The sequence below is a fragment of the Pseudoxanthomonas sangjuensis genome (genome assembly GCF_010211755.1).
Classification (GTDB): domain Bacteria; phylum Pseudomonadota; class Gammaproteobacteria; order Xanthomonadales; family Xanthomonadaceae; genus Pseudoxanthomonas_A; species Pseudoxanthomonas_A sangjuensis.
In genome coordinates this window covers 12,817-33,974 of the sequence record NZ_PDWR01000015.1, presented here as the reverse complement: position 1 = coordinate 33,974, position 21,158 = coordinate 12,817, and the positions used below count along the sequence as shown (strand labels likewise).

General features: G+C 69.7%; 22 protein-coding genes. 14 read left to right on the top strand and 8 right to left on the bottom strand.

Translation table 11 applies throughout. From position 1 onward, the window contains the following. Positions 1-54 precede the first annotated feature (54 nt). The 4 genes from CSC71_RS09340 to pdxH all read right to left on the bottom strand — a co-directional run bounded on the left by CSC71_RS09340 (position 55) and on the right by pdxH (position 2,998). Positions 55-1,044, bottom strand: coding sequence for a PA2778 family cysteine peptidase (locus tag CSC71_RS09340; RefSeq protein ID WP_162374099.1), 990 nt, complete (start codon positions 1,042-1,044; stop codon positions 55-57). Then, on the bottom strand, positions 1,041-1,412 hold the full coding sequence (locus CSC71_RS09335) for a PA2779 family protein (protein ID WP_162374098.1): 372 nt from the start codon (positions 1,410-1,412) through the stop codon (positions 1,041-1,043). Before CSC71_RS09335 ends, CSC71_RS09340 begins: the two co-directional genes overlap by 4 nt. 86 nt (positions 1,413-1,498) lie before the next feature. After that, complete coding sequence (locus tag CSC71_RS09330; RefSeq protein ID WP_162374150.1) at positions 1,499-2,293, bottom strand: ABC transporter substrate-binding protein; 795 nt, start codon at positions 2,291-2,293, stop codon at positions 1,499-1,501. A gap of 102 nt (positions 2,294-2,395) precedes the next feature. Further along, positions 2,396-2,998 (bottom strand): pyridoxamine 5'-phosphate oxidase, encoded by a 603-nt coding sequence (pdxH, locus tag CSC71_RS09325; RefSeq protein ID WP_162374097.1) that lies wholly within the window; start codon positions 2,996-2,998, stop codon positions 2,396-2,398. 149 nt (positions 2,999-3,147) lie between these two features. Between pdxH and CSC71_RS09320 the strand changes: the two genes are divergently transcribed. Further along, positions 3,148-3,960: a kinase gene (locus CSC71_RS09320; protein ID WP_162374096.1), complete on the top strand. Its 813-nt coding sequence runs from the start codon at positions 3,148-3,150 to the stop codon at positions 3,958-3,960. A 23-nt stretch (positions 3,961-3,983) separates the two neighbouring features. Here CSC71_RS09320 and CSC71_RS09315 read toward each other — a convergent pair whose 3' ends face one another. After that, a complete protein-coding gene (locus CSC71_RS09315; protein WP_162374095.1) occupies positions 3,984-4,187 on the bottom strand; it encodes a dodecin family protein in 204 nt (67 codons plus the stop codon). A 98-nt stretch (positions 4,188-4,285) separates the two neighbouring features. Between CSC71_RS09315 and CSC71_RS09310 the strand changes: the two genes are divergently transcribed. The 6 genes from CSC71_RS09310 (at position 4,286) to CSC71_RS09285 (ending at position 8,892) form a co-directional block, all read left to right on the top strand. Then, positions 4,286-4,843: a shikimate kinase gene (locus CSC71_RS09310; RefSeq protein ID WP_162374094.1), complete on the top strand. Its 558-nt coding sequence runs from the start codon at positions 4,286-4,288 to the stop codon at positions 4,841-4,843. Positions 4,844-4,851: 8 nt separating this feature from the next. Further along, on the top strand, positions 4,852-5,961 hold the full coding sequence (gene aroB / locus CSC71_RS09305) for a 3-dehydroquinate synthase (RefSeq protein WP_162374149.1): 1,110 nt from the start codon (positions 4,852-4,854) through the stop codon (positions 5,959-5,961). A 203-nt stretch (positions 5,962-6,164) separates the two neighbouring features. Then, positions 6,165-6,422: a WGR domain-containing protein gene (locus CSC71_RS09300; RefSeq protein ID WP_162374093.1), complete on the top strand. Its 258-nt coding sequence runs from the start codon at positions 6,165-6,167 to the stop codon at positions 6,420-6,422. Positions 6,423-6,424: 2 nt separating this feature from the next. Then, positions 6,425-6,709, top strand: a complete 285-nt coding sequence (locus CSC71_RS09295) for a hypothetical protein (RefSeq protein WP_162374092.1) — start codon at positions 6,425-6,427, stop codon at positions 6,707-6,709. A 26-nt stretch (positions 6,710-6,735) separates the two neighbouring features. Further along, a complete protein-coding gene (gene hemE, locus CSC71_RS09290) occupies positions 6,736-7,809 on the top strand; it encodes a uroporphyrinogen decarboxylase (protein ID WP_162374091.1) in 1,074 nt (357 codons plus the stop codon). A 63-nt stretch (positions 7,810-7,872) separates the two neighbouring features. Next, on the top strand, positions 7,873-8,892 hold the full coding sequence (locus CSC71_RS09285; RefSeq protein ID WP_162374090.1) for a proline iminopeptidase-family hydrolase: 1,020 nt from the start codon (positions 7,873-7,875) through the stop codon (positions 8,890-8,892). Positions 8,893-8,904: 12 nt separating this feature from the next. Here the strand turns inward: CSC71_RS09285 and CSC71_RS09280 are convergent, their stop codons facing one another. Further along, on the bottom strand, positions 8,905-12,447 hold the full coding sequence (locus tag CSC71_RS09280; RefSeq protein ID WP_246192119.1) for a hybrid sensor histidine kinase/response regulator: 3,543 nt from the start codon (positions 12,445-12,447) through the stop codon (positions 8,905-8,907). A gap of 103 nt (positions 12,448-12,550) precedes the next feature. On the opposite strand from CSC71_RS09280, the gene CSC71_RS09275 reads away from it, so the two are divergent. From CSC71_RS09275 to CSC71_RS09265, 3 genes are read left to right on the top strand one after another with little or no spacing between them, the layout of a single operon-like run. Continuing rightward, a complete protein-coding gene (locus CSC71_RS09275) occupies positions 12,551-13,219 on the top strand; it encodes a YceI family protein (protein WP_162374088.1) in 669 nt (222 codons plus the stop codon). After that, positions 13,216-13,779, top strand: coding sequence for a cytochrome b (locus CSC71_RS09270; RefSeq protein ID WP_162374087.1), 564 nt, complete (start codon positions 13,216-13,218; stop codon positions 13,777-13,779). Before CSC71_RS09275 ends, CSC71_RS09270 begins: the two co-directional genes overlap by 4 nt. Before the next feature lie 29 nt (positions 13,780-13,808). Next, a complete protein-coding gene (locus tag CSC71_RS09265; protein WP_162374086.1) occupies positions 13,809-14,375 on the top strand; it encodes a YceI family protein in 567 nt (188 codons plus the stop codon). A 12-nt stretch (positions 14,376-14,387) separates the two neighbouring features. Here CSC71_RS09265 and CSC71_RS09260 read toward each other — a convergent pair whose 3' ends face one another. Then, on the bottom strand, positions 14,388-14,627 hold the full coding sequence (locus tag CSC71_RS09260) for a glutaredoxin family protein (protein ID WP_162374085.1): 240 nt from the start codon (positions 14,625-14,627) through the stop codon (positions 14,388-14,390). 64 nt (positions 14,628-14,691) lie between these two features. On the opposite strand from CSC71_RS09260, the gene CSC71_RS09255 reads away from it, so the two are divergent. From CSC71_RS09255 to CSC71_RS09240, 4 genes are all read left to right on the top strand, one after another. After that, complete coding sequence (locus tag CSC71_RS09255) at positions 14,692-16,074, top strand: L-serine ammonia-lyase (RefSeq protein ID WP_162374084.1); 1,383 nt, start codon at positions 14,692-14,694, stop codon at positions 16,072-16,074. A gap of 4 nt (positions 16,075-16,078) precedes the next feature. After that, the gene (locus tag CSC71_RS09250) at positions 16,079-16,762 is read left to right on the top strand and encodes an alpha/beta fold hydrolase (RefSeq protein ID WP_162374083.1); all 684 of its coding nucleotides are present in this window, start codon (positions 16,079-16,081) and stop codon (positions 16,760-16,762) included. Between the two features lie 160 nt (positions 16,763-16,922). Next, on the top strand, positions 16,923-18,479 hold the full coding sequence (locus CSC71_RS09245) for a sulfatase family protein (protein ID WP_162374082.1): 1,557 nt from the start codon (positions 16,923-16,925) through the stop codon (positions 18,477-18,479). A 28-nt stretch (positions 18,480-18,507) separates the two neighbouring features. Then, positions 18,508-20,031 (top strand): sulfatase family protein, encoded by a 1,524-nt coding sequence (locus CSC71_RS09240; protein WP_162374081.1) that lies wholly within the window; start codon positions 18,508-18,510, stop codon positions 20,029-20,031. Positions 20,032-20,046: 15 nt separating this feature from the next. Here CSC71_RS09240 and CSC71_RS09235 read toward each other — a convergent pair whose 3' ends face one another. Further along, the gene (locus tag CSC71_RS09235) at positions 20,047-21,120 is read right to left on the bottom strand and encodes a homoserine dehydrogenase family protein (RefSeq protein WP_162374080.1); all 1,074 of its coding nucleotides are present in this window, start codon (positions 21,118-21,120) and stop codon (positions 20,047-20,049) included. Positions 21,121-21,158 lie beyond the last annotated feature (38 nt).

The following is a 21,158-nucleotide window of genomic DNA, read 5'->3' as shown; positions in this document are numbered from 1 at the left end:
CTGCCCCCGCTGCCTGCCGGCATCGGCGGGAGTGCCTTCAGAGCAAGCCGCCGCCTAGCGCGCCGGCAACGCCAGCTTCGCGCAATCGGCCGCGGGGCGCGCCTTCGCCGCTTCCACTTCCCCGCGCGTGCGCAACAGCTGTTCGCGCCACGTCGACGTTCCGTCGTCGCGCACGCCGTCCAGCGCCCGCAAGGCCTGCGCCCGGCAACCCAGTTCGCCCATCACCGACGCGTAGTTGTTCGCCAGCACCGGATCCCCGGGCGCATGCGCCAGCCCCTCGCGGTAGTGCGCGACGGCGGCACGCTTGTCGCCGCCGGCATAGGCCTGGTTGCCCAGCGCCATGTGCACCCGGCCGTCTTCCGGCCAGCGCCGCTGTGCGGCCAGGTACGCGGGCCGCGCGGCCGCGGCGCCGGCGACCGCCTCGAAATCGGCCACGGCGGCCAGGTACGCGGCCGGATCGGCGGCGCTGGCCGGCAATTCGCCGGGCTTCAGCGCCACCAGTGCCCAGCGCCCACCCCAGTCCCAGGTGCGCATGAACTTCGGCGCCGGCATTGGCAGGCCGCGCCTGTCGCCGCTGTTCAGGCGGATGCGATTGCGGCCGGCATCGGCGCCGACGAGCACGGCGTAGTGCCATTTCGGCACGCTGCGGACCAGCAGGTTCTGCAGCACCAGCACCGGGCGCCCGGCCTGCAGTTCGGCGAACAGCGCCTCGGGCTCGCGTGGCAGGAGGTACGGAATGCGGCCGGCGCGGCGGGTGGCGCCGATCAGTTCGACCTGCAGGCTGCCATGGCGCCCCGGCAGGTAGACCTGCGGCGCCAGGCTTTCCGGTGTGGCGGGCACGCCGCTGCTGCCAAGCACCGTGGCCAGCGCGGCCGGGCCGCACTGGTACTCCGTTTGCGGATGGAATGGCACGCGCCGGGTCAGGTCGATGCCCGCGGCGGGAACCATGCCGTCCACCCGCAGCGGCGGATTGATCGCGCAGCCGGCGCACGCCATGGCGCCCCCCGCGAGGATCGCCCGGCGCAGCAGGTGGCGCGCGGTCACACGCGGTTGAAGATGTTGGTGACGCCTACCAGTTCCAGGATCAGCAGCACCAGGAACACGACGCCGATCACCGCCAGGGCACCGCCGCCCGCCGGCAGGCGGTCGACTTCGCCCTGCAGGCGCAGCAGTTCGGCGTCGCTCAGCGAGGCGATACGCGCGTCGACGTCGGCCGGGGCCACGCCGTAGCTCTGCATGGCCTTGCGCACATCCTCGCGTGCCAGTGCGGTCCGGATCTGTTGCTCGGTGGTGGCGCGCGCTTCGGCGGACAGCGCCTGCTGCGTGGTGATGACGCCGGCATAGGCGCTGGTGCAGGTACCGGACACCAGGGCGACGGCGAGCGTGGCGGCAAGAATCTGCTTCAGCAACATGAAGGCACCCTCACGAAAGTTTATGGGACTCACGCGGACTTGCCGCCGGACTATGCCATGCGCGGGCGTTTACGGCCGATGAAGGGTCACGCGTTGCGTGCCGCCCACGCGCGGACGATCCGCGCGATCCCGTCCACGCCGTCGGTCAGCGCCGCCGGGCCCGGCTGCAGGATCAGCGGCGACTTGATTTCGTGCAGTTCGCCGGCGCGCACCGCCGGGATCGCGTCCCAGCCGGCGCGGGCCGCGACCCTGTCGGGGCGGAATTTCTTGCCGCACCACGAGCCCAGGATGATGTCCGGCGCGCGCCGCACCACTTCGCACGGATCGGCAAGGATGCGCCGCTTCGCCAGCGGCTCGGCCGCGAGCTCGGGGAACACGTCGTCGCCGCCGGCAATGCGGATCAGTTCGGCGACCCAGCGGATGCCGCTGATCTGCGGCTCATCCCATTCCTCGAAATAGACGCGCGGCCGCCTCGGCAGCTTTGCCGATTCGCGCTCGATCCCGTCGAGCCCGCGGCGCAATCCGTCGGCATAGGCATTCGCCTTGCCGGCGACGCCGACCAGCGCGCCGAGGCGACGGATATAGTCGAGGATGCCGTCGACGCTGCGGTGGTTGGCGATCCACACTTCGACGCCGCGACCGATCAGTTCGGCCGCGATTTCCGCCTGGATGTCGGAGAAGCCGACGACGAAATCGGGGTCGAGCTTCAGGATCTCGTCGATCCTGGCGCTGGTGAAGGCGCTGACCTTCGGTTTTTCCTTGCGCGCGACGGCGGGACGCACGGTGAAGCCGCTGATGCCGACGATGCGGTCCTGCTCGCCGAGCGCGTACAGCGTTTCGGTCGGTTCCTCGGTCAGGCAGACGATGCGGCGCGGGCCGATCACGATGCCGCTTCCCGCGGGAGCGGCGCAAGCCGCGGCCGGACTTTCACGGGATGGCCCTGTCGCGGCTTACGCCGCTCCTACAGACGGGCAACGGCATGCTCACGGATACAGCATCCGCTTCGTCCAGCCACCGTCCGCTCCACGCTCGTAGCGCCAGCGCTCGTGCAGGCGGAACTGCGCGCCGTACCAGAATTCGAAGGCTTCGGGGACTACGCGGTAGCCGCTCCAGCCGTCCGGGCGCGGCACCTCGCGGCCCTCGAATTCGGCCTCGACCTGGGCGATGCGGTCCTCGAAATCCTCGCGCGTGGCCAGCGTGCGCGACTGCGCCGAAGCCCACGCGCCGATCTGGCTCAGGCGCGGGCGGCTGGCGAAGTAGGCGTCCGCCTCGGCGTCGGCGACGACTTCGACCGCCCCTTCGATCCGCACCTGCACCCCCGCTTCGCGCAGGCTGCGCCACAGGAACAGCAGCGCCGCGTGCGGGTTGGCCGCCAGTTCCCCGCCCTTGCGGCTGTCGAGGTGCGTGTAGAACACGAAGCCGCGCTCGTCGAACGACTTCAGCAGCACGATGCGCGCCGACGGCCGGCCGTCCGCCGTCGCCGTGGCCACGGTCATCGCATTGGCTTCCAGTTCCGCGGCGCTGGCCCTGGCTTCGTCGAACAGCGTGGCGAACGTGGAAAGGGCTTCGGCGTAGAGGTCGGTCATGGCATCACGGGCGGCACGGGCGTGCGCATCATTATGCCCGTTCATCCTGAGCGTAGCGCCGCAGGCGCGAAGTCGAAGGACCACGTGCGTCGCTTCGACTTCGCCCGCTGCGCGGGCTACGCTCAGCACGAACGGTTCCCGATATTTCCATGAACGAACTTCAGTCCCCCGGTTTCCCGGACGCACTCGTTGCCGAGGCGCTGGACGCGGCGCTTTCGATCCGGAACGGCCCTGTGCCGGCGTTCGGCATCAGCGGGCTGCAGGGCACGGGGAAGTCGACGCTGGCCGCGCAGGTCGCCGCGCTGGCGCGCTCGCGCGGGCTGCGCGCGGCCGTCGTCTCGATCGACGACTTCTACCTGCGCAAGGCCGAGCGCGAGACGCTGGCACGCGACGTGCACCCGCTGCTGGCCACGCGCGGCCCGCCGGGCACGCACGACATGGCGCTGGCGCTGCGCACGCTGGATGCGCTGCGCGCCGGCGAACCGGCCACCCTGCCCCGCTTCGACAAGCTGGGCGACGACCGCCTGCCGGAATCGCGTTGGGAGCGGATCGACGGACCCGCCGACGTCGTGGTTTTCGAAGGCTGGTTCCTGGCAACGCCGGCGGAGGACGAAGCCGCCCTGGCCGTACCGGTCAATGCGCTGGAACGCGGCGAGGACGCCGGCGGCACGTGGCGGCGCTGGTGCAACGCCGCGCTGGCGCGCGACTATCCGGCGCTGTGGTCGCGCATCGACGCATTGTGGTTCCTGCAGCCGCCCGGTTTCGAAGTGGTGCCGCAGTGGCGCTGGGAACAGGAGCAAGCGCTGCAGGCCGGCGATCCGTCGCGCAAGGCGATGGATCGCGCGCAGGTCGAACGCTTTGTTCAACACTACGAACGGACCAGCCGGCAGGCCCTGCGGACGCTGCCGGCGATCGCGGACCGGGTGGTGCCGCTGGACGCGCGGCGCCGGCCGTTTGCGTAGGGGCGGGCCCCGCCCCTGCGAAATCAAGCGACGACGAAGCTGATGCGCAGGTTGACCCGCCACTCGGTGATGTTGCCGCTGTCGTCGGTCACCACCTTGGTTTCGTTGACCCAAGCGCCCTTGATGTTCTTCACCGTCTCGGCGGTCTTCTTCAGCCCGACCTTGACCGCGTCCTCGACGCTGACCTTGGAGGAAGCGGTGACCTCGATGACTTTGGCGACGGACATGGGAACTCCTTTCTCACGTGATGGCGCGGCGCGCCGGGACCCGCAGACTAGGCCCGCCCGCGTTAAGTCTTCGCTATGAAGTGGTAGCATCGAACCCGATGAATCCCGCCGCAAACCTGATCCTGGTCGGCCCGATGGGCGCCGGCAAAACCTCGATCGGCAAGCGCCTGGCCGAGCGCTTCGGCCTGCGCTTCGTCGACGTGGACCACGCCATCGTCGAGCACAGCGGCGCCAGCATCCCGATGCTGTTCGAGCACGTCGGCGAGGCCGGCTTCCGCCAGCGCGAGCGCGAGATGCTGGCGCAGGTGCTCGCCGGCGAAGGCCAGCTGGTCGCCACCGGTGGCGGCGCGGTGCTCGACGCCGACAACCGCCGGCGCATGCGCGAACGCGGCTTCGTCGTGTACCTGCGGGTCGGCGTCGAATCCCAGCTCAAGCGCGTCGGCCGCGACCGCAACCGCCCGCTGCTGCAGGCCGCCGACCGCGAGCAGGTCCTGCGCGACCTGTCCGCGGCGCGCGAGCCGCTGTATCGCGAGATCGCCGACCTGACCCTGGACACCGACGGCCTGAACCCGCACGAAGCGACCTGCGCGCTGGTCGGGCAACTGGCGGCGCAGTGGCAGCGCGGCGGGCACGCCGCCGGGGAGCATGCCGCATGAACGCGGCGATGCGGCACGAAGCGATCCGCAGCGTCGAGGTCGGCGGCGCCGCGCCGTATCGCATCGACATCGGCCCCGGCCTGGTTTACGACGGCGCGCTGCTGGCGCAGCGGGTCCGCGGCCGCCACGTGCTGTTGGCCAGCGACTCCAACGTCGCCCCGCTGTACGCCGCCGGCGTGCGCGAAGCGCTGCACGCGGTGCGCCCGGAACTGCAGATCGGCACCTTCGTGCTGCCAGCCGGCGAGGAATCGAAGACGCTGGCGCACTTCGGCGACGCGATCGAAGCGCTGGCCGCACTCGGCGCCACCCGCGACGCCTGCGTGTTCGCGCTCGGCGGCGGCGTGGTCGGCGACCTCGCCGGCTTCGCCGCGGCGTGCTGGATGCGCGGTGTCGACTGCGTGCAACTGCCGACCACGCTGCTGGCGATGGTCGATTCGTCGGTCGGCGGCAAGACCGCGGTCGACATCCCGCAGGGCAAGAATCTGGTCGGCGCCTTCCATCCGCCGCGCGCGGTGCTGGCCGACACCGACCTGCTGCGCACGCTGCCGCCGCGCGAACTGCGCGCCGGGCTGGCCGAGGTAGCCAAGTACGGCGCGATCCGCGATCCGCTGTTCTTCGAATGGCTGCACGCCGAGCGCGCCGCGCTGCTGGCCGGCGACCCCGCGGCGCTGGCGCAGGCCATCGCCCGCAGCTGCGAGCACAAGGCCGAGATCGTCGAGCGCGACCCGCTGGAAAAGGGCGAGCGCGCCCTGCTCAACCTCGGCCACACCTTCGGCCACGCGATCGAGGCCGAGCAGGGCTACGGCGGCATGGGCAACGACAACCTCAACCACGGCGAAGCGGTGGCGGTGGGCATGGTGCTGGCGGCGAAGCTGTCCGCCGACCTGGGCCTGGCTTCCGCCGAAGACGCGGCGCGGCTCGCCGCATTGCTGGGCGCCTACGGCCTGCCGACGCGCATTCCCGCGGGCCTGGCGCCGGAAGCCCTGCTGGCGCGGATGCGGCTGGACAAGAAGAACGTCGCCGGCCGCCTGCGCCTGGTGCTGTGGCGGGGCATCGGCCGCGCCGAAGTGGTGCCGGACGTGGACGAGGCGGCGGTGCTGGCGGTGCTGAAAAACTGAGCCCCCTCCCCCTCGACGGGGGAGGGCCGGGATGGGGGTGAAGCGGAGCCGGCAATCATTCCGCTGTTGTACCAACGTCGAGCGCGACAACGCTGCACTCGAAATGATGCAGGTACTTTCTTGTTCGCCAGCTCCATCGCACCCCCATCCCAACCCTTCCCCCGCCAAAGGGGGAAGGGCTCAAAACCGCTACAATTCGCCCCATGCGCGTCTTCCTGCAACAACGCCCGGCGGCCGGCGAATCGCCCCGCTACCTCCAGCTGACCCTGCAGCCCGACCTGTTCGGCGGCTGGGAGCTGTTGCGCGAGAGCGGGCAGATCGGCGGCCGTTCGCAGTTCAAGCGCGAGCAGTACCTGCTGCAGGACGAAGCGACGGCGGCGTTCGAGAAGGTCCGCGATACGCACCTGAAGCGCGGGTTCCAGATGACTTTCGTGCAGGGTGCGGAGCCGCCGAAGGGCTGACTATGCCTCTCTACCGATGCTTCATCCGTGGTGACAACTTTCCCGGCAAACTGGCTGGCCAAAAAAAGGCCGTCGGTTTTTATACAACCCGCTTCGTTGAAGCAGATTCGCCAGAACAAGCCGAATTGCTTGCAGTAGAACTCCTGCGCAACGATCCGGACTTGGAAGTGACACCAAAATACCGAACACCAGAGGCAAGGGTTATCTTCGAGGATATTGACGAAGTTCCTGCCGAAACGAAGAGAGTGCCCAATAAGGGATTCACTTTCTTCACGATGGGCACCTAAAGACTTTACTCGAAGAGAACCTCCTTTTGTCCGCTACTCTCAAAAACGACCGCTTCCTCCGCGCCCTGCGCCGCGAACCCACCGACTGCACGCCCGTGTGGCTGATGCGCCAGGCCGGTCGCTACCTGCCGGAATACCGCGCCACGCGCGCCAGGGCCGGCAGCTTCCTCGGCATGGCCAAGAACCCCGAGATCGCCTGCGAAGTGACGCTGCAGCCGCTGCGCCGCTTCGACCTGGACGCCGCGATCCTGTTTTCCGACATCCTCACCGTGCCCGACGCGATGGGCCTGGGCCTGTACTTCGTCGAAGGCGAAGGCCCGAAGTTCGAGCGCACCGTGCGCACGATGGCCGACGCGGAAAAACTGGCCGTGCCGGACATGGAAACCGAACTGCGCTACGTGATGGACGCGGTGCGGCTGATCCGCAAGGAACTGGACGGCAAGGCGCCGCTGATCGGCTTCTCCGGCAGCCCGTGGACGCTGGCCTGCTACATGGTCGAAGGCGGCGGCAGCGACAACTACGCGAAGATCAAGGCGCTGGCGCTCAACGACCCGGCCACGCTGCACCGGCTGCTGTCGGTCAACACCGATGCGGTGATCGCCTACCTGTCGGCGCAGCGCGCCGCCGGCGCGCAGGCGTTGCAGGTATTCGACACCTGGGGCGGCGTGCTGTCGCCGGCGATGTACCGCGAATTCTCGCTGCCCTACCTGCAGCGCATCGCGAAGGAACTCGACCGCGGCAACGGCGACGAACGCACGCCGCTGATCCTGTTCGGCAAGGGCAACGCGCCGCACCTGGAAGAACTGGCCGCCTCCGGCACCGATGCGGTCGGCGTCGACTGGCTGGTCGAACTGTCCGAAGCGGCGCGCCACACGGGCGGCAAGGTCGCGCTGCAGGGCAACCTGGACCCGGCGACCCTGTACGGTTCGCCCGATGCGATCCGCGCGCAGGTCAGGGCCGCGCTGGACAGCTATGCCGCGGGCAACGGCGGCTCGCGCGACGGCCACGTGTTCAACCTCGGCCACGGCATGTCGCCGGACATGAACCCCGACCACGTCGCCGTGCTGGTCGACGCGGTGCACGAATACAGCCGACGCTGAGCGAAGTTGCGCCCTTGCTGCGGCGGGGCTAGTCTCGCCGCATCAAGTCGGGGGGGCGCTGCGATGAAACGTTGGCTGCTTCTGGTTCTGGCCCTGCTGGCGGGCAGCCCCGTCCATGCGGGCGACACGAAGGCGCAATACTTCGACAACACCGGGCGCGACGACGTGCTGTCCGGCGGCGTCAGGATGATCCCCATCCACACCCCGTCGGGCGATTTCCGCGTGTGGACCAAGCGCGTCGGCAACAACCCGAAGCTCAAGGTGTTGCTGCTGCACGGCGGGCCGGGCGCGACACACGAATACTTCGAGGCGTTCGACAGCTGGTTCCCCGGCGCCGGCATCGAGTACTACTACTACGACCAGCTCGGCTCGGCCTACAGCGACCAGCCCGAGGACATGACGCCGTTCCTCAGCATCGACCACTACGTCGACGAGGTGGAGCAGGTCCGCCAGGCATTGCGCCTGGACAAGGAGAACTTCTGCCTGCTCGGCCATTCCTGGGGCGGCATCCTCGCGATCGAATACGCACTGAAATACCAGCAGAACCTCAAGTGCCTGGTGATCTCGAACATGATGTCGAGCATCCCGGCCTACAACGACTACGCGCACGAGGTCCTGATGCCGCGGATGGACCCGGCCGCACTGCGGGAAATCCTCGCACTGGAAGCGGCGAAGCGATACGACGACCCGCGCTACGAGGAACTGCTGCTGCCGTACTACGAGGCGCACATCCTGCACATGCCGGCGGCGCAATGGCCCGACCCCGTGCTGCGCGCCTTCGCCAGGATCAACAAGAAGGTCTACGTGCCGATGCAGGGCCCCAGCGAGATGGGCGCCAGCGGCATCCTCGAACACTGGGACCGCACCGACGACCTTGCGAGGATCGCCGTGCCGACGCTGGTGATCGGCGCGGGGCGCGACACGATGGACCCGGCGTTCATGGAGAAGATGTCGAAGCTGCTGCCGCACGGGCAATACCTGTACTGCCCGGACGGCGGCCACATGGCGATGTACGACGACCAGGCCACCTACATGCGCGGCCTGATCGATTTCCTCGCCGCCGCCGGCAAGACCGCCGACTGAGCCGCGCGGCGTTCACGCGGCCGGCCCGGCGGCGAGCGCCTGTTCGATCGCCTCGGCCAGCATCGCGCCGGTCACCGGTTTGCGCAGGAACCCGTCGAAGCCGGCCGCGCGCGCGGCCGGTTCGGCATCGGCGTCGGCGCGCGCGGTGACCGCCAGCAGCGGCGCGGCGAAACCCTGCGCACGCAGTTGCCGCGCCAGCGCCAGGCCGTCGAGGCCCGGCAGGTCGAGGTCGAGCAAGGCGATGTCGAACCCGTCGCCGGACACTTCGGCCAGCGCCGCCAGGCCGTGCGGCGCATGGCGCACCGCGTGGCCCTGCGCCTGCAGCAGGCCGGCCATCACTTCGGCCACGGTGGGATCGTCCTCGACCAGCAGGACCGACAACGCGCGCGACGCCGGCGCGGCGACGGTGGCCGTCGCGGCCTCGGGCACCGCCGCCGCATGCGTCGCTTCCGGCAACGGCAAGTCGACGATGAAGCGCGTCCCCGCGCCCGGCGCGCTGTCGATGCGGACGCTCCCGCCCATCGCCAGCGCCAGCTCCTGGCAAATCGCCAGGCCCAAGCCGCTGCCGCCGTAGCGTGCCGTGGTGCGCGCGCCGTCGGCCTGCTCGAAGCGTTGGAACAACCGCGCCTGCTGCTCGACGCTGATGCCCGGCCCGGTATCGCTGACCACGAAGCGCACGCCGCCGCCTTCGCGCGGCTGCGCCCGCAGGCCGATGCCGCCGCGTTCGGTGAACTTGACCGCGTTGTTGAGCAGGTTCAGCAGGATCTGCCGCACCCGCATCGGGTCGCCGCGCAGCATGCGCGGCGACCCGGCGGCGCTGTCGCTGTCGAAGCGCAAGCCCCGCCGTTGCGCGTTCGGCGCGACCAGCGCGGCCACGCCGGCGACCAGTTCGCGCAGGTCGAATTCCTGCTCGTCCAGTTCCAGCTTGCCGGCCTCGATGCGCGCCAGGTCCAGCGCGTCGTTGACCAGGCGCAGCAGGTGCTTGCCGGCCCCCTGGATCGCGGCGGTGTAGCCGCGCTGCTTCTCGTCCAGGTCCGTCCCCAGCAGCAGTTCGCTCATGCCCAGCACCCCGGTCATCGGCGTGCGCACTTCGTGCCCGAGCGTGGCGAGGAAGCGGGTCTTGGCCAGCGAAGCCTGTTCGGCCAGCTCGCGCTTGTGCTCGGCCAGTTGCCACGCGGCACGACGCCGAATCCGGCGCCGGTACGCGGCGGCGGCGGCCCAGGCCAGCAACACGGCAAGCACGGCGAAGCCCGCCAGCGCCCACCATGTCCGCCACCACGGCGGCGCGACCTCGAACGCGACGATCCGGGTCCGCGACCACACGTCGTCGGCGGTGCGTCCGGCGATTTCCAGCCGGTAACGGCCCGGCGCCAGCCGCGCGAAACTGCGCTCGCCCTTGGCGCCGACTTCCACCCAGTCGTCGTCGAAGCCGGAAAGCCGGAAGCGGTAGCGGTTGCCGGCGACGTTGTCGAACGCCAGCAGGCGCGCGACCACGCGCAGGTCGCGGTTGCCGTGGTCGATGCGGAACGCCGCATCGGTCGGCAACGCCACCGCGCCGGCGCCGTGCCCGAGGGTGATCGAATCGATGGCCAGCCGCGGCTGCGCGGTCGAAGGCCGGACCACCACCGGATCGAACACCGCCAGGCCGTGCGAAGCGCTGACGATCAGCCGTCCGTCCTGCGGGCGCGGCACCGGCGGCAACTGGATTTCCTGCCCCGGCAGGCCGTCGTTGATGCCGTAGACGCGCGCCGCGCCCTGTTGCGGATCCACCCGCACCAGTCCGCGATTGCTGGCCAGCCACAGAATGCCGTGGCGGTCGGCGGTGATGCCGCGGAACGCCACCTGCGGCATGCCTTGCGCCGGTACGCGCCGCAGCAGGCGCAGTCCGCCGCGCTCGAAACGATAGGCTTCGACCGTGCCGAAACGGGCCAGCCACAGCGTGCCGTCCGGGGCCAGGTCGAAGCCGTCCACGGCGCCGTCCGGTGCGCCCGGCACCGGCGCGAAGCGCCGCGCCTGCGGATCCCAGCCCAGCAGTCCCTGGCTGCCGGCCAGCCAGATGCGCCCTTCCGGCCCCGGCTGCAATTGCCTGACGTTGAGACTGGACTCCAGCCCGCGCCCGTCGTCCAGGCGGATGGTGTCGACGACCCTGCCCGCCGCGGTGCGCACCTGCACGCCCGAACCGACCGACCACGTCCACAGCAGCCCGTCGCGGTCCTGCGCGATCCATTGCAGGTCGTCGGCGAGCACCGCGTCCGCGCCGCTGTCCAGCCCCCATTCGCGGATCTCGCCGCTGGCCGGATCGAAACGCGCCAGCCGATCGCTGGAGCCCATCCACACCTTGCCGTCGGCGCTCTCCAGCACCGAGTTGATCACCCGCCTGGGCACCGTGGAATAGGCGTGGCGGATTTCCCCGGTTTCCGGATCCAGCTCGTCGAGCACGCAACCGGTGCCGACCAGCCACATGCTGCCGCTGGCCGAAGGCGCGATGCCGAATACCTGCGGATTGCCCTGCGATGCCGGATCGGTCGCGTCGTGCATCAGCACCGAGAAGCGCCGCCAGTTCGACGGCAGGTGCCAGACCCCGGCATCCTGGCTGGTGAACCACAACCCGCCATCGCTGCCGAGCAGCGAACGCTCGAATTGCGGTATCACCGAGCCGCGGGTCAGGTTGCTGTACAACGAAGCCGGATGGGTGGCGCCGTCCTCGGCATGGGCCAGGCCCTTGGCCATGCTCAGCCAGTAGCTGCCGTCGCGGTCCTGCAGCAGCGCGCCGTAGGTCGGCGTATCCGCGGGCAGCCCGGCCGGCAGCGGCAGGCGGCGGCCATCCGGGCCGAAGTAACGGCCGCGGGTGATCGTGCGCGTCCACGCGTTGCCCGCGCGGTCGGCCAGTAGGCCGACCGTGTATTCGCTGTCCGGCATGCGCAGGAAATCCTTGCCGGTCCAGCGTGCCGCGCCGCCGCTGGTGGCGATCCACAGGCTGCCGTCGGCGCCCAGTTCCAGCCCGGTCACGATCAGCCCCGGCAGGCTGCGCGGATCGCCCTCCTTCGGCAGGAACTGGTCGAGCTTGCCGTCGGTACGCAGGCGGTACAGGCCCGCGCCCGCGGTGCCGAACCAGTACGCGCCATCCGCCGTGCGGACGATGTCCCACACCGGGCTGGCGTCGAGGCGCACGCCGCCGACCTGGCGCAGCGACTGGAACCGCCGTCGCGCGGCGTCCAGCACCACCACGCCCGCGGTTTCGGTGCCGATCCACAGGCGGTTGTCGGTGTCGACGAACAGCGCATCGATTTCGTTGTCGCCCAGCCCGTCCTCGCGCCGCCAGATGCGGAAATCGAGGCCGTCGTAGCGCGCCAGCCCGTCCAGCGTGGCGAACCACAGGTAGCCATCGGCGTCCTCGGCGACGTCGTAGACGATGTTCGTGGGCAGGCCATTGGCGACCGACAACTGGTTCAGCCGCGGGATTTCCGGCAGGCCCGCCCATGCCGGAACGCAGGCCAACGCCGACAGCACCGCGATGCAGCGCCACCAGAAGCATCGCACCGTCAAGAATCGCACCGTCCCGCCCCCGAGCTTCCCTGTGCCGCCCGGAATCGTCGCAACGGACCGTTGCGGACGCAAGCGGCGTATCTTCAGCCAGCCTTGCCTAGAATCCACGGCCATGATTGCTTCCGCCCGACTGCTGTCCCTGTTGCTGGTTGCCGCCGCTGCGCCGGCGTCCGCGGGCACGGCGCATTACGCCCTGGACCCGGTGCACACGCGGGTCGTGTTCGCGATCGACCATGCCGGCTACTCGAAGTCGCTGGGCAGCGTGTCCGGCAGCAGCGGCACGCTGGAATTCGATCCGGACGACTGGACCACGGCGAAGCTGGAGGCGACGGTGCCGCTGCAGCGCCTGGACCTGGGCGACGCCGACTGGAACCGCGCCGCGCTGGACATGCTCGACGCGAAGGAATTCCCCGAGGCGCGCTTCGTTTCCACCCGCGTCGAACCGGTCGACGCGGAGCACGCCAGCGTGTTCGGCGACCTGACCCTGCACGGGGTGACGCGGGAAGTGAAGCTGGACGTGGCCTTCAACCAGCTCAAGCGCCTCGGCCTGCCGCCGTTCCACCGCATCGCCGGCTTTTCCGCGACCGCCACGCTCAGCCGCGCCGAATTCGGCATCGACGCCTGGAAGTCGATGGTCGGCGACGAGGTGCAGCTGCGATTCGAAGTGGAAGCGGTGCGCAAGCGCCGCAACGGCGACGGGACGCCGGCGGAGGATGCGGAACCAGCCGCCCCCGAAACACCCGAACCCGCCGACCCCACGATGCCGGAGCCGACCCCATGACCCTGAAGAACACCACCGAGCGCTGGGGCGGGGTCAGCCAGAGCCTGCACTGGCTGATCGCGCTGCTGATCCTCGGCATGGGCACGGTCGGCCTGGTGATGGGCGAGCTGCCGCGCACGCCGAAATACTTCTGGGTGTACACGCTGCACAAGTCGCTCGGCGTCACCGTGCTCGCGCTGATGCTGCTGCGCCTGGGCTGGCGCGCGTACGCCGGCGCGCCGGCGCCGCTGCCCGGCCCGCGCTGGCAGCGATGGGCCGCCAATGCCACGCACGCGCTGATCTACGTGCTGGCCTTCGCGATTCCGCTGTCGGGCTGGCTGTACGACTCGGCCAGCGGCCTGCGCCCGTTCAAGTTCTTCGGCCTGTTCAATATGCCCAAGCTGGTGGCGCCGGACGATGCGCTGAAGGCGCTGACCCACGAACTGCACGAGTGGGGTTTCTGGGCGCTGATCGCGCTGGTGCTGGTGCATGCCGGCGCCGCGCTCTGGCACCACCTGTTCCGGCGCGACGACACGCTGGCGCGGATGCTGCCGCGCGGCTGGCTGAAGAACACCGCCTGACCCCCCCGGATCCACACGAGGAACCACGCATGTCCCGTCCCTTCCTTCCCCCCGCGTTGACCGCCGCCGCGCTGGTCGCCGCCTTTTCCGCCGCTCCCGTCCGCGCCGCCGATTACGTGCAGGCGCCCGGCTCCACGCTGGTCTTCGCCAGCAGCTACGACGGCGAAGTCTTCACCGGCAAGTTCGGCAGCTTCGCGACCACGCTCAGCTTCGACCCGGCCAGGCTGGACGCCGCGAAGCTCGACGTGACCATCAACCTGGCCGGCACCGCGACCGGCAACAACGATCGCGATTCGACGCTTTCCAGCAGCGACTTCTTCAACGTCGCGAAGTTCGCGCAGGCGACCTACACCGCCACCAGGTTCCGCGCGCTCGGCGACAACCGCTACGCCGCCGACGGCAGCCTGACCCTGCGCGGCGTGACCCGGCCGGTCACGCTGACCTTCACCTGGACTCCGGGCGCGCAACCGGTGTTGAGCGGCAAGGCCACGGTGAAACGCCTCGACTTCGGCGTCGGCGGCGGCGACTGGGCCGACACCAAGACGCTCCCGAACGAGGTGGCGGTCAGCACCAGGGTCGTGTTCAAGGCGAAGTGACGCCTCCCTCCCTCACCCCGGCGGGGGAAGGGCCAGAAGGCGCCGCACCCCGTCCACGTCGAACGGCCAGTCGAGTTCCGCCCCGCCGGCCGTTCGGCGCAGCACCGGCACGCGCGCCCCGTAGCGCTCCTCCAGCCGTTCGTCGCCGTCGATGAAAACGCTGTCGAACTCCGGCACGCGCGCCGCCGCCAGCACTTCCAGTGCCAGGTCGCACAGGTGGCAGTCGTCGCGCTGGTAAAGGATCAGGCCCAAAAATCCGCTCCCGTATCGTTGCGTCGCGCAACGGCGAAAACCGGCGCGCGAGTAGAATACGCAAATGTCAGTCAGCGTATTCGACCTGTTCAAGATCGGCATCGGGCCGAGCTCCTCCCACACCGTCGGGCCGATGCGCGCGGCCGAGCGTTTCGTGCACCGGCGCCTGCTCGACGCCGGCCTGCTGGAAAAGACCGCGCGCGTCCGCGCCGAAGTGTTCGGCTCGCTGGCGCTGACCGGGCGCGGCCACGGCACCGACAAAGCGGTGCTGCTCGGCCTCGAGGGCCAGCGCCCGAACCTGATCGACCCCGACATCATCCCCGCCGCGCTGGAACGCATCCGCGGCAGCAAGCGCATCAGCCTGATGGGCCGGCACGAAATCGGCTTCGACGAGAAACGCGACCTGCTGATGAACAAGCGGCAGAAGCTGCCCTACCACACCAACGGCATGCGCTTCACCGCCTACGACGCGAACGACGAAGTCGTCGCCACGCGCGACTACTACTCGGTCGGCGGCGGCTTCGTGGTCAACCAGGACGACGCGGCGGAAGACCGCATCGTCGCCGACACCACGCCCCTTCCCCACCCGTTCCGCAGCGGCGAGGAAATGCTGGCGCGCTGCGCGGCAACCGGGCTGAGCATCGCCCAACTGATGTTCGAGAACGAGAAGGCGTGGCGCGACGAAGGGGAAATCCACGCCGGCCTGCGCGAGATCTGGAACGCGATGCAGAGCTGCGTCGCGCGCGGCATCCGCGAGGAAGGCACCCTGCCCGGCGGCCTGCATGTGGCGCGGCGCGCGCCGGCGCTGCACCACGAACTGTCGGCGCGGCCGGAAGCCGCCATGCGCGATCCGCTGACCGTGCTCGACTGGGTCAACCTGTACGCGCTGGCGGTCAACGAGGAAAACGCCGCCGGCGGGCGCGTGGTCACCGCGCCGACCAACGGCGCCGCCGGCATCATCCCGGCGGTGCTGCACTACTACGACCGGTTCTGCGCCGGTGCGAGCGAAGCGAAGGTGTTCGACTTCCTGCTGACCGCGGCGGCAGTCGGCATCCTCTACAAGGAAAACGCATCGATTTCCGGCGCCGAAGTCGGTTGCCAGGGCGAAGTCGGCGTGGCCTGCTCGATGGCGGCGGCGGGCCTGGTCGCGGCACTCGGCGGCACGTCGAGCCAGGTCGAGAACGCGGCCGAGATCGGCATGGAACACAACCTGGGCCTGACCTGCGACCCGATCGGCGGGCTGGTGCAGATCCCGTGCATCGAACGCAACGCGATGGGCGCGGTGAAGGCGATCAACGCCGCGCGCATGGCGATGCGCGGCGACGGCAAGCACAAGGTATCGCTGGACAAGGTCATCAAGACCATGCGCGACACCGGCCGCGACATGCAGGACAAATACAAGGAAACCAGCCGCGGCGGGCTGGCGGTGAACGTCATCGAGTGCTGAGCCGGTGCGCGCCCTGATCCTTCCGGGACTGGACGGAACGGGCGAGCTGCTGGCCGAATTCGTCGGGGCGTTGGAACCCGGCATCCTGGCGGATGTCGTCGCCTACCCGTCCGTCACCCGCATGGATTACGACGAACTGGCGGAATTCGTCGAAAGATCGTTGCCGGACGAAAGGCTCCTGCTGGTCGCCGAGTCGTTTTCGGGACCGGTCGCCATCAAGCTCGCCGCGAAGGCCCCCGGCAGGTTCGTCGGCCTGGTTTTGTGCGCATCCTTCGCGGCGCCGCCGCGCGCGCCGCTCAGCCTGTTCCGTCGCTTCCTGCGCTTGCCCTTACCCGTGCCGGGCAGCGGCCTGGTCGGCCGCGTCGCGATGGGCCGCTGGCTCACGGAACCCTGGAAAGACCGGATCGAATCCGTCATCCGCAAGCTCCGACCGGAAGTGGCGCGACATCGCCTTCATGCAATAGCGGGTATCGATGTCTCGGGAGAACTGCGAAGGATCCGCTGTCCGATCCTGTACCTGCAGGCGACCGGCGATCGGCTGGTTCCGGCAGGCGCATGGGCGCGCATCCAGGCCTGTGCGCCGGATGCGCGGCTGGCAATCATCGATGGCCCGCATTTCCTGCTGCAGGCAAATCCGCGCCTTGCGGCCGCAGCCATCGCGGAGTTCGCCCGCGGGATCGCGCATTGATTCCCGACAAGCGCTCGACCCGCAATGCGAAAACGCCGCCACTGCTGCATCTTTCGCGCCGCAGCATGTAATCGTTTACACATCGGACTAAGGTTCGGGCTCGCGATTCGTCTTCCCGGAGACAGGTCGCCGATTCCGTCGAACTTCAGGAGGACTCCTGATGAGCACGCGCATCGACCGTCGCCGCGCCCTGCAACTGCTCGGTGCCAGCGCCGCCGGCCTTTCGCTGCCGCCCGCCCTCGCCCGCATCGCCCGGGAAGGCGCCGGGCCGGTCGGCAAGGCGCGCAAGGACGCGCCGAACATCCTGTTCATCATGCCCGACGACCAGGCCAGGAGCACGCTGAGCATCTACGGCAACACCATTCTCAAGACCCCGAACATGGACCGGGTCGGCAACGAAGGCCTGCGCTTCGACCAGGCCTTCGTCACCACGTCGGTGTGCGCGCCCAGCCGCGCCAGCTTCCTCACCGGCCTCTACGCGCACAGCCACGGCGTCACCAGCAACGGCGAGGAACCGGGCTGGTACCAGCAGATGGGCCTGCGCCACGACCAGATCACCTATCCGATCCTGCTGCGGCAGGCCGGCTACCACACCGCCGTGGTCGGCAAGTGGCACATCAAGTCCGACCCGACCGGTTTCGACCACTGGGCGATCCTGCGCGGCCAGGGCAGCTATTTCGATCCGGAATTCATCGTCAACGGCGCGCCGGTGCGCTTCCGCGGCCACACCGACGACGTGATCGGCGACCAGGCCATGACCTACCTGCGGCAGCGGCCGAAGGACCGGCCGTTCTGCCTGTGCTACCAGTTCAAGGCGCCGCATGGCCCCTGGGAACCGGCCCCGCGCTTCAACGATGCGTTCAAGGACGTCGAGATCCCGTTGCCGCCGGGATTCGGCCAGCCGCAGCCGGAAGACGCGCCGGTCGCGTTCTCGAAGACCACGCAGGAAATCGCCAACATGCGCGATTTCTTCCACAAGGCCGAACGCCGCCCGCCGCAGGTCGACGAATCGCTGCCGGAGGACGAGCGCCTGCGCGCGGTCTACCAGGCCTTCGTCCGCAACTACTACCGCGTGCTGCTGGGCGTGGACGAGAACATCGGCCGCGTGCTCGACTTCCTCGACAAGCCGGGCCTGGCCGAGAACACCATCGTCGTCTACACCTCGGACAACGGCGCGTTCATGGGCGAGCACGGTTTCTACGACAAGCGCCTGATGCTGGAACCCTCGATCCGCATACCGATGCTGCTGCGCTGGCCCGGGCGCATCGAGCCCGGCCGCGTCGACGCGGACAACATGGTGTTGAACATCGACGTCGCGCCGACCTTCCTGGAGCTGGCCGGCGTCGCGGTACCGGACTGGATGCAGGGCCGCAGCTGGAAGCCCCTGCTCGACGGCAGGAACAAGGACTGGCGCGAGGATTTCCTCTACGAGTGGTACGAGTACCCCGCGGTCCACTGCGCGCGCAAGCACCACGGCGTGCGCACCAAGCGCTGGAAGCTGATCCACTTCTGGCAGGAGCCGGACGAATGGGCGCTGTACGACCTGGAGAACGATCCCGGCGAGACCGACAACCTGGTCGACGACCCGCGGCACGCCGACACCGTCGCGCGGCTGAAGCGCCGCATCGACGAACTGCGCGCCGAGACCGGCGACAGCGGCGAGCCGGAGCCGGGCAAGCCGTTGCCGAAACTGGAACCGGGCAAGTGTCCGGCTTGAGCGTCCACTACATGCAAGGAGGCTGCCGGTGAGCGCGCGCCTGCCGCGACGGACGCTGCTGAAGGGCCTGGCGGCCGGCGCCGCGGCCACGACGCTGCCGGGGCTGTTCGGCGGTTGCACGCGGCCGGGATCGCGCAACCGCGCCGCGCGCCGTCCGAACATCGTCTTCATCATGACCGACGACCATGCGCGTTCGGCGATGAGCCTGTACGGCAACCGCATCCTGCAAACGCCGAACCTGGACCGGATCGGCAACGAGGGCCTGCGCTTCGACCAGGCCTTCGTCACCAATGCGTTGTGCCTGCCCAGCCGCGCGACGTTCCTGACCGGCCAGTACTCGCACACCCACGGCATGCGCACCAACGGCGAGGAATCCGGATTCACCCGCGAGCCGCCGCTGCGCAACGCGCAGACCTGGCCGGTGCTGCTGCGCGCGCGCGGCTACCACACCGGCATGGTCGGCAAGTGGCACATCAACACCCTGCCCGAGGGCTACGACTACACGGCGATGATCAAGGGCCAGGGCACCTACTTCGATCCGCCGATGTGGGTGCAGGGCGAATGGCGCGCGCAGAAGGGCCACACCGACGACGTGATCGGCGAGCACGCACTGCACTTCCTGCGCAGCGCGCCGCGCGCCCGCCCCTTCGCCCTGCTCTACCAGTTCAAGGCCCCGCACCGCGAATGGCGCCCGGCGCCGCGCTTCCGCCAGCGCTTCGAGGACGTGGAGATCCCGCTGCCGCCGGACTTCGACGAGCCGCTGGCGGCGCGTTCGCGGGCGGTGCAGGGCACGATGATGCGCATCGCCGAGATGCCCGACTTCCGCAAGGGCGGCAAGCTCGGCGACGCCGAGGGCGAAGCGCTGGCGAAGGCGAACTTCCAGCAGTTCATGCGCAACTACTACCGCGTGCTGCTGGGCGTGGACGAGAACGTCGGCCGCGTGCTGGATTACCTGCAGCAGGCCGGACTGGCCGAGGACACGCTGGTGGTCTACACCACCGACAACGGCTTCTTCCTCGGCGAACACGGCCTGTTCGACAAGCGCCTGATGTACGAGCCGGCGATCCGCATCCCGCTGCTGTTGCGCTGGCCGGCCGGCATCGCCGCGGGACGCGTCGACGACGCGCACTTCGCGCTCAACATCGACCTGGCGCCGACCCTGCTGGAGCTTGGCGGCGCCGACGTGCCGGATGCGATGCAGGGCGAAAGCTGGAAACCGTTGATCGAAGACCGGCCGACGCGCTGGCGCGAGGATTTCCTGTACGAGTACTACGAATACCCGAGCGTGCACTGCGTGCGCCCGCATCGCGGCGTGCGCAACGCGCGCTGGAAGCTGATCGAGTTCTGGCGCGAGCCGCGCGAGTACGAACTGTACGACCTTGCCAACGACCCGCAGGAACGCCGCAACCTGGCCGCCGACCCGGCGCACGCGCCACGGCTGGCGCAACTGCGCCAGCGCCTGGCCGAACTGCGCACGCAGTACGGCGACCACGACCCCGACGACTACCTGCCGGAACAGCAGGTGCCGCAGAAGTGCAATTACGGCGGCTGAGCGCGTCCGGCGGCGTCAGGCGATCTTCAGCACGTCGTCCAGCAACGCCGCCGCGGTGACCTCCGCGCCGGCGCCGGGCCCCTGGATGACCAGCGGACTGGCGTCGTAGCGGTCGCTGAAGATCGCGACCTTGTTGTCGGTGCCGCTGCCGCCGCACAACGGATGGTCGGCAGGCAGCGAGGCCACGCCGACGCTGGCGTTGCCTTCGCAGTCGAAGCGGCCGAGGAAGCGCAGTTTCTCGCCGTTCCTGTACGCCGCACGGAAACGTTCGCCCAGCGGCGCGTCGAGCTGGCCGAGTTGCGCATCGACGCCATCCAGCGGCAGCGCGGCCAGTGACGTCGGCACCAGCGATTCGACGCGGATGTCCGCCGCCTGCAGCGGCAGGCCGGCGGCGCGGGCGAGGATCAGCAGCTTGCGGCGCACGTCCTCGCCGGACAGGTCGATGCGCGGGTCGGGCTCGGTGTAGCCGGCTTCGCGCGCCTGGCGCACGAAGCCGGAGAACGGGCGCATGCCGTCGTAGTGGTTGAACAGCCAGGCCAGCGAACCGGACAGCACGCCCTCGACGCGGCGGATGCGGTCGCCGCCGCGCACCAGTTCGCGGATCGAGCGGATCAGCGGCAGGCCGGCGCCGACCGTGGCGCTGTCGCCGTAGCACGCCCCGCCCTGCTCGCCTGCATCGCGGATCGCCTGCGCGCGCAGCCAGTCGGCGCCGTTGCCCAGCTTGTTCGCGGTGACCACGTGCACGCCGCGCAGCAGCCAGTTGGCGTGCTGGTCGGCCACCGCTTCGCTGGCGGTGGCGTCGACGACGATGTCGCCGGCGCGCAATGCGGTCGCTTCCGCCCATGGCGGCAATTCGGCATCGCGCGGGCCGGCCGCGCGCGCCTGCGCGAGCGCGTCGTGCTCGGTGCCGTCGCAATCGACCAGTACGCGCGAGTTGGACAGCCAGGCGATTTCCGGCAGACGCACGCCGCGTTCGCGCAAGCGCGCGTAGCGCGCGACGAAGGCGCTGCCGACCACGCCGGTGCCGAGCAACGCGATCCGCGCCGGCGCGGTTTCATGTGCGTTTGCAAGTTTGACCACTGCATTCATGCAACCACTCCAACCGTTCGTCCTGAGCGTAGGCGCGA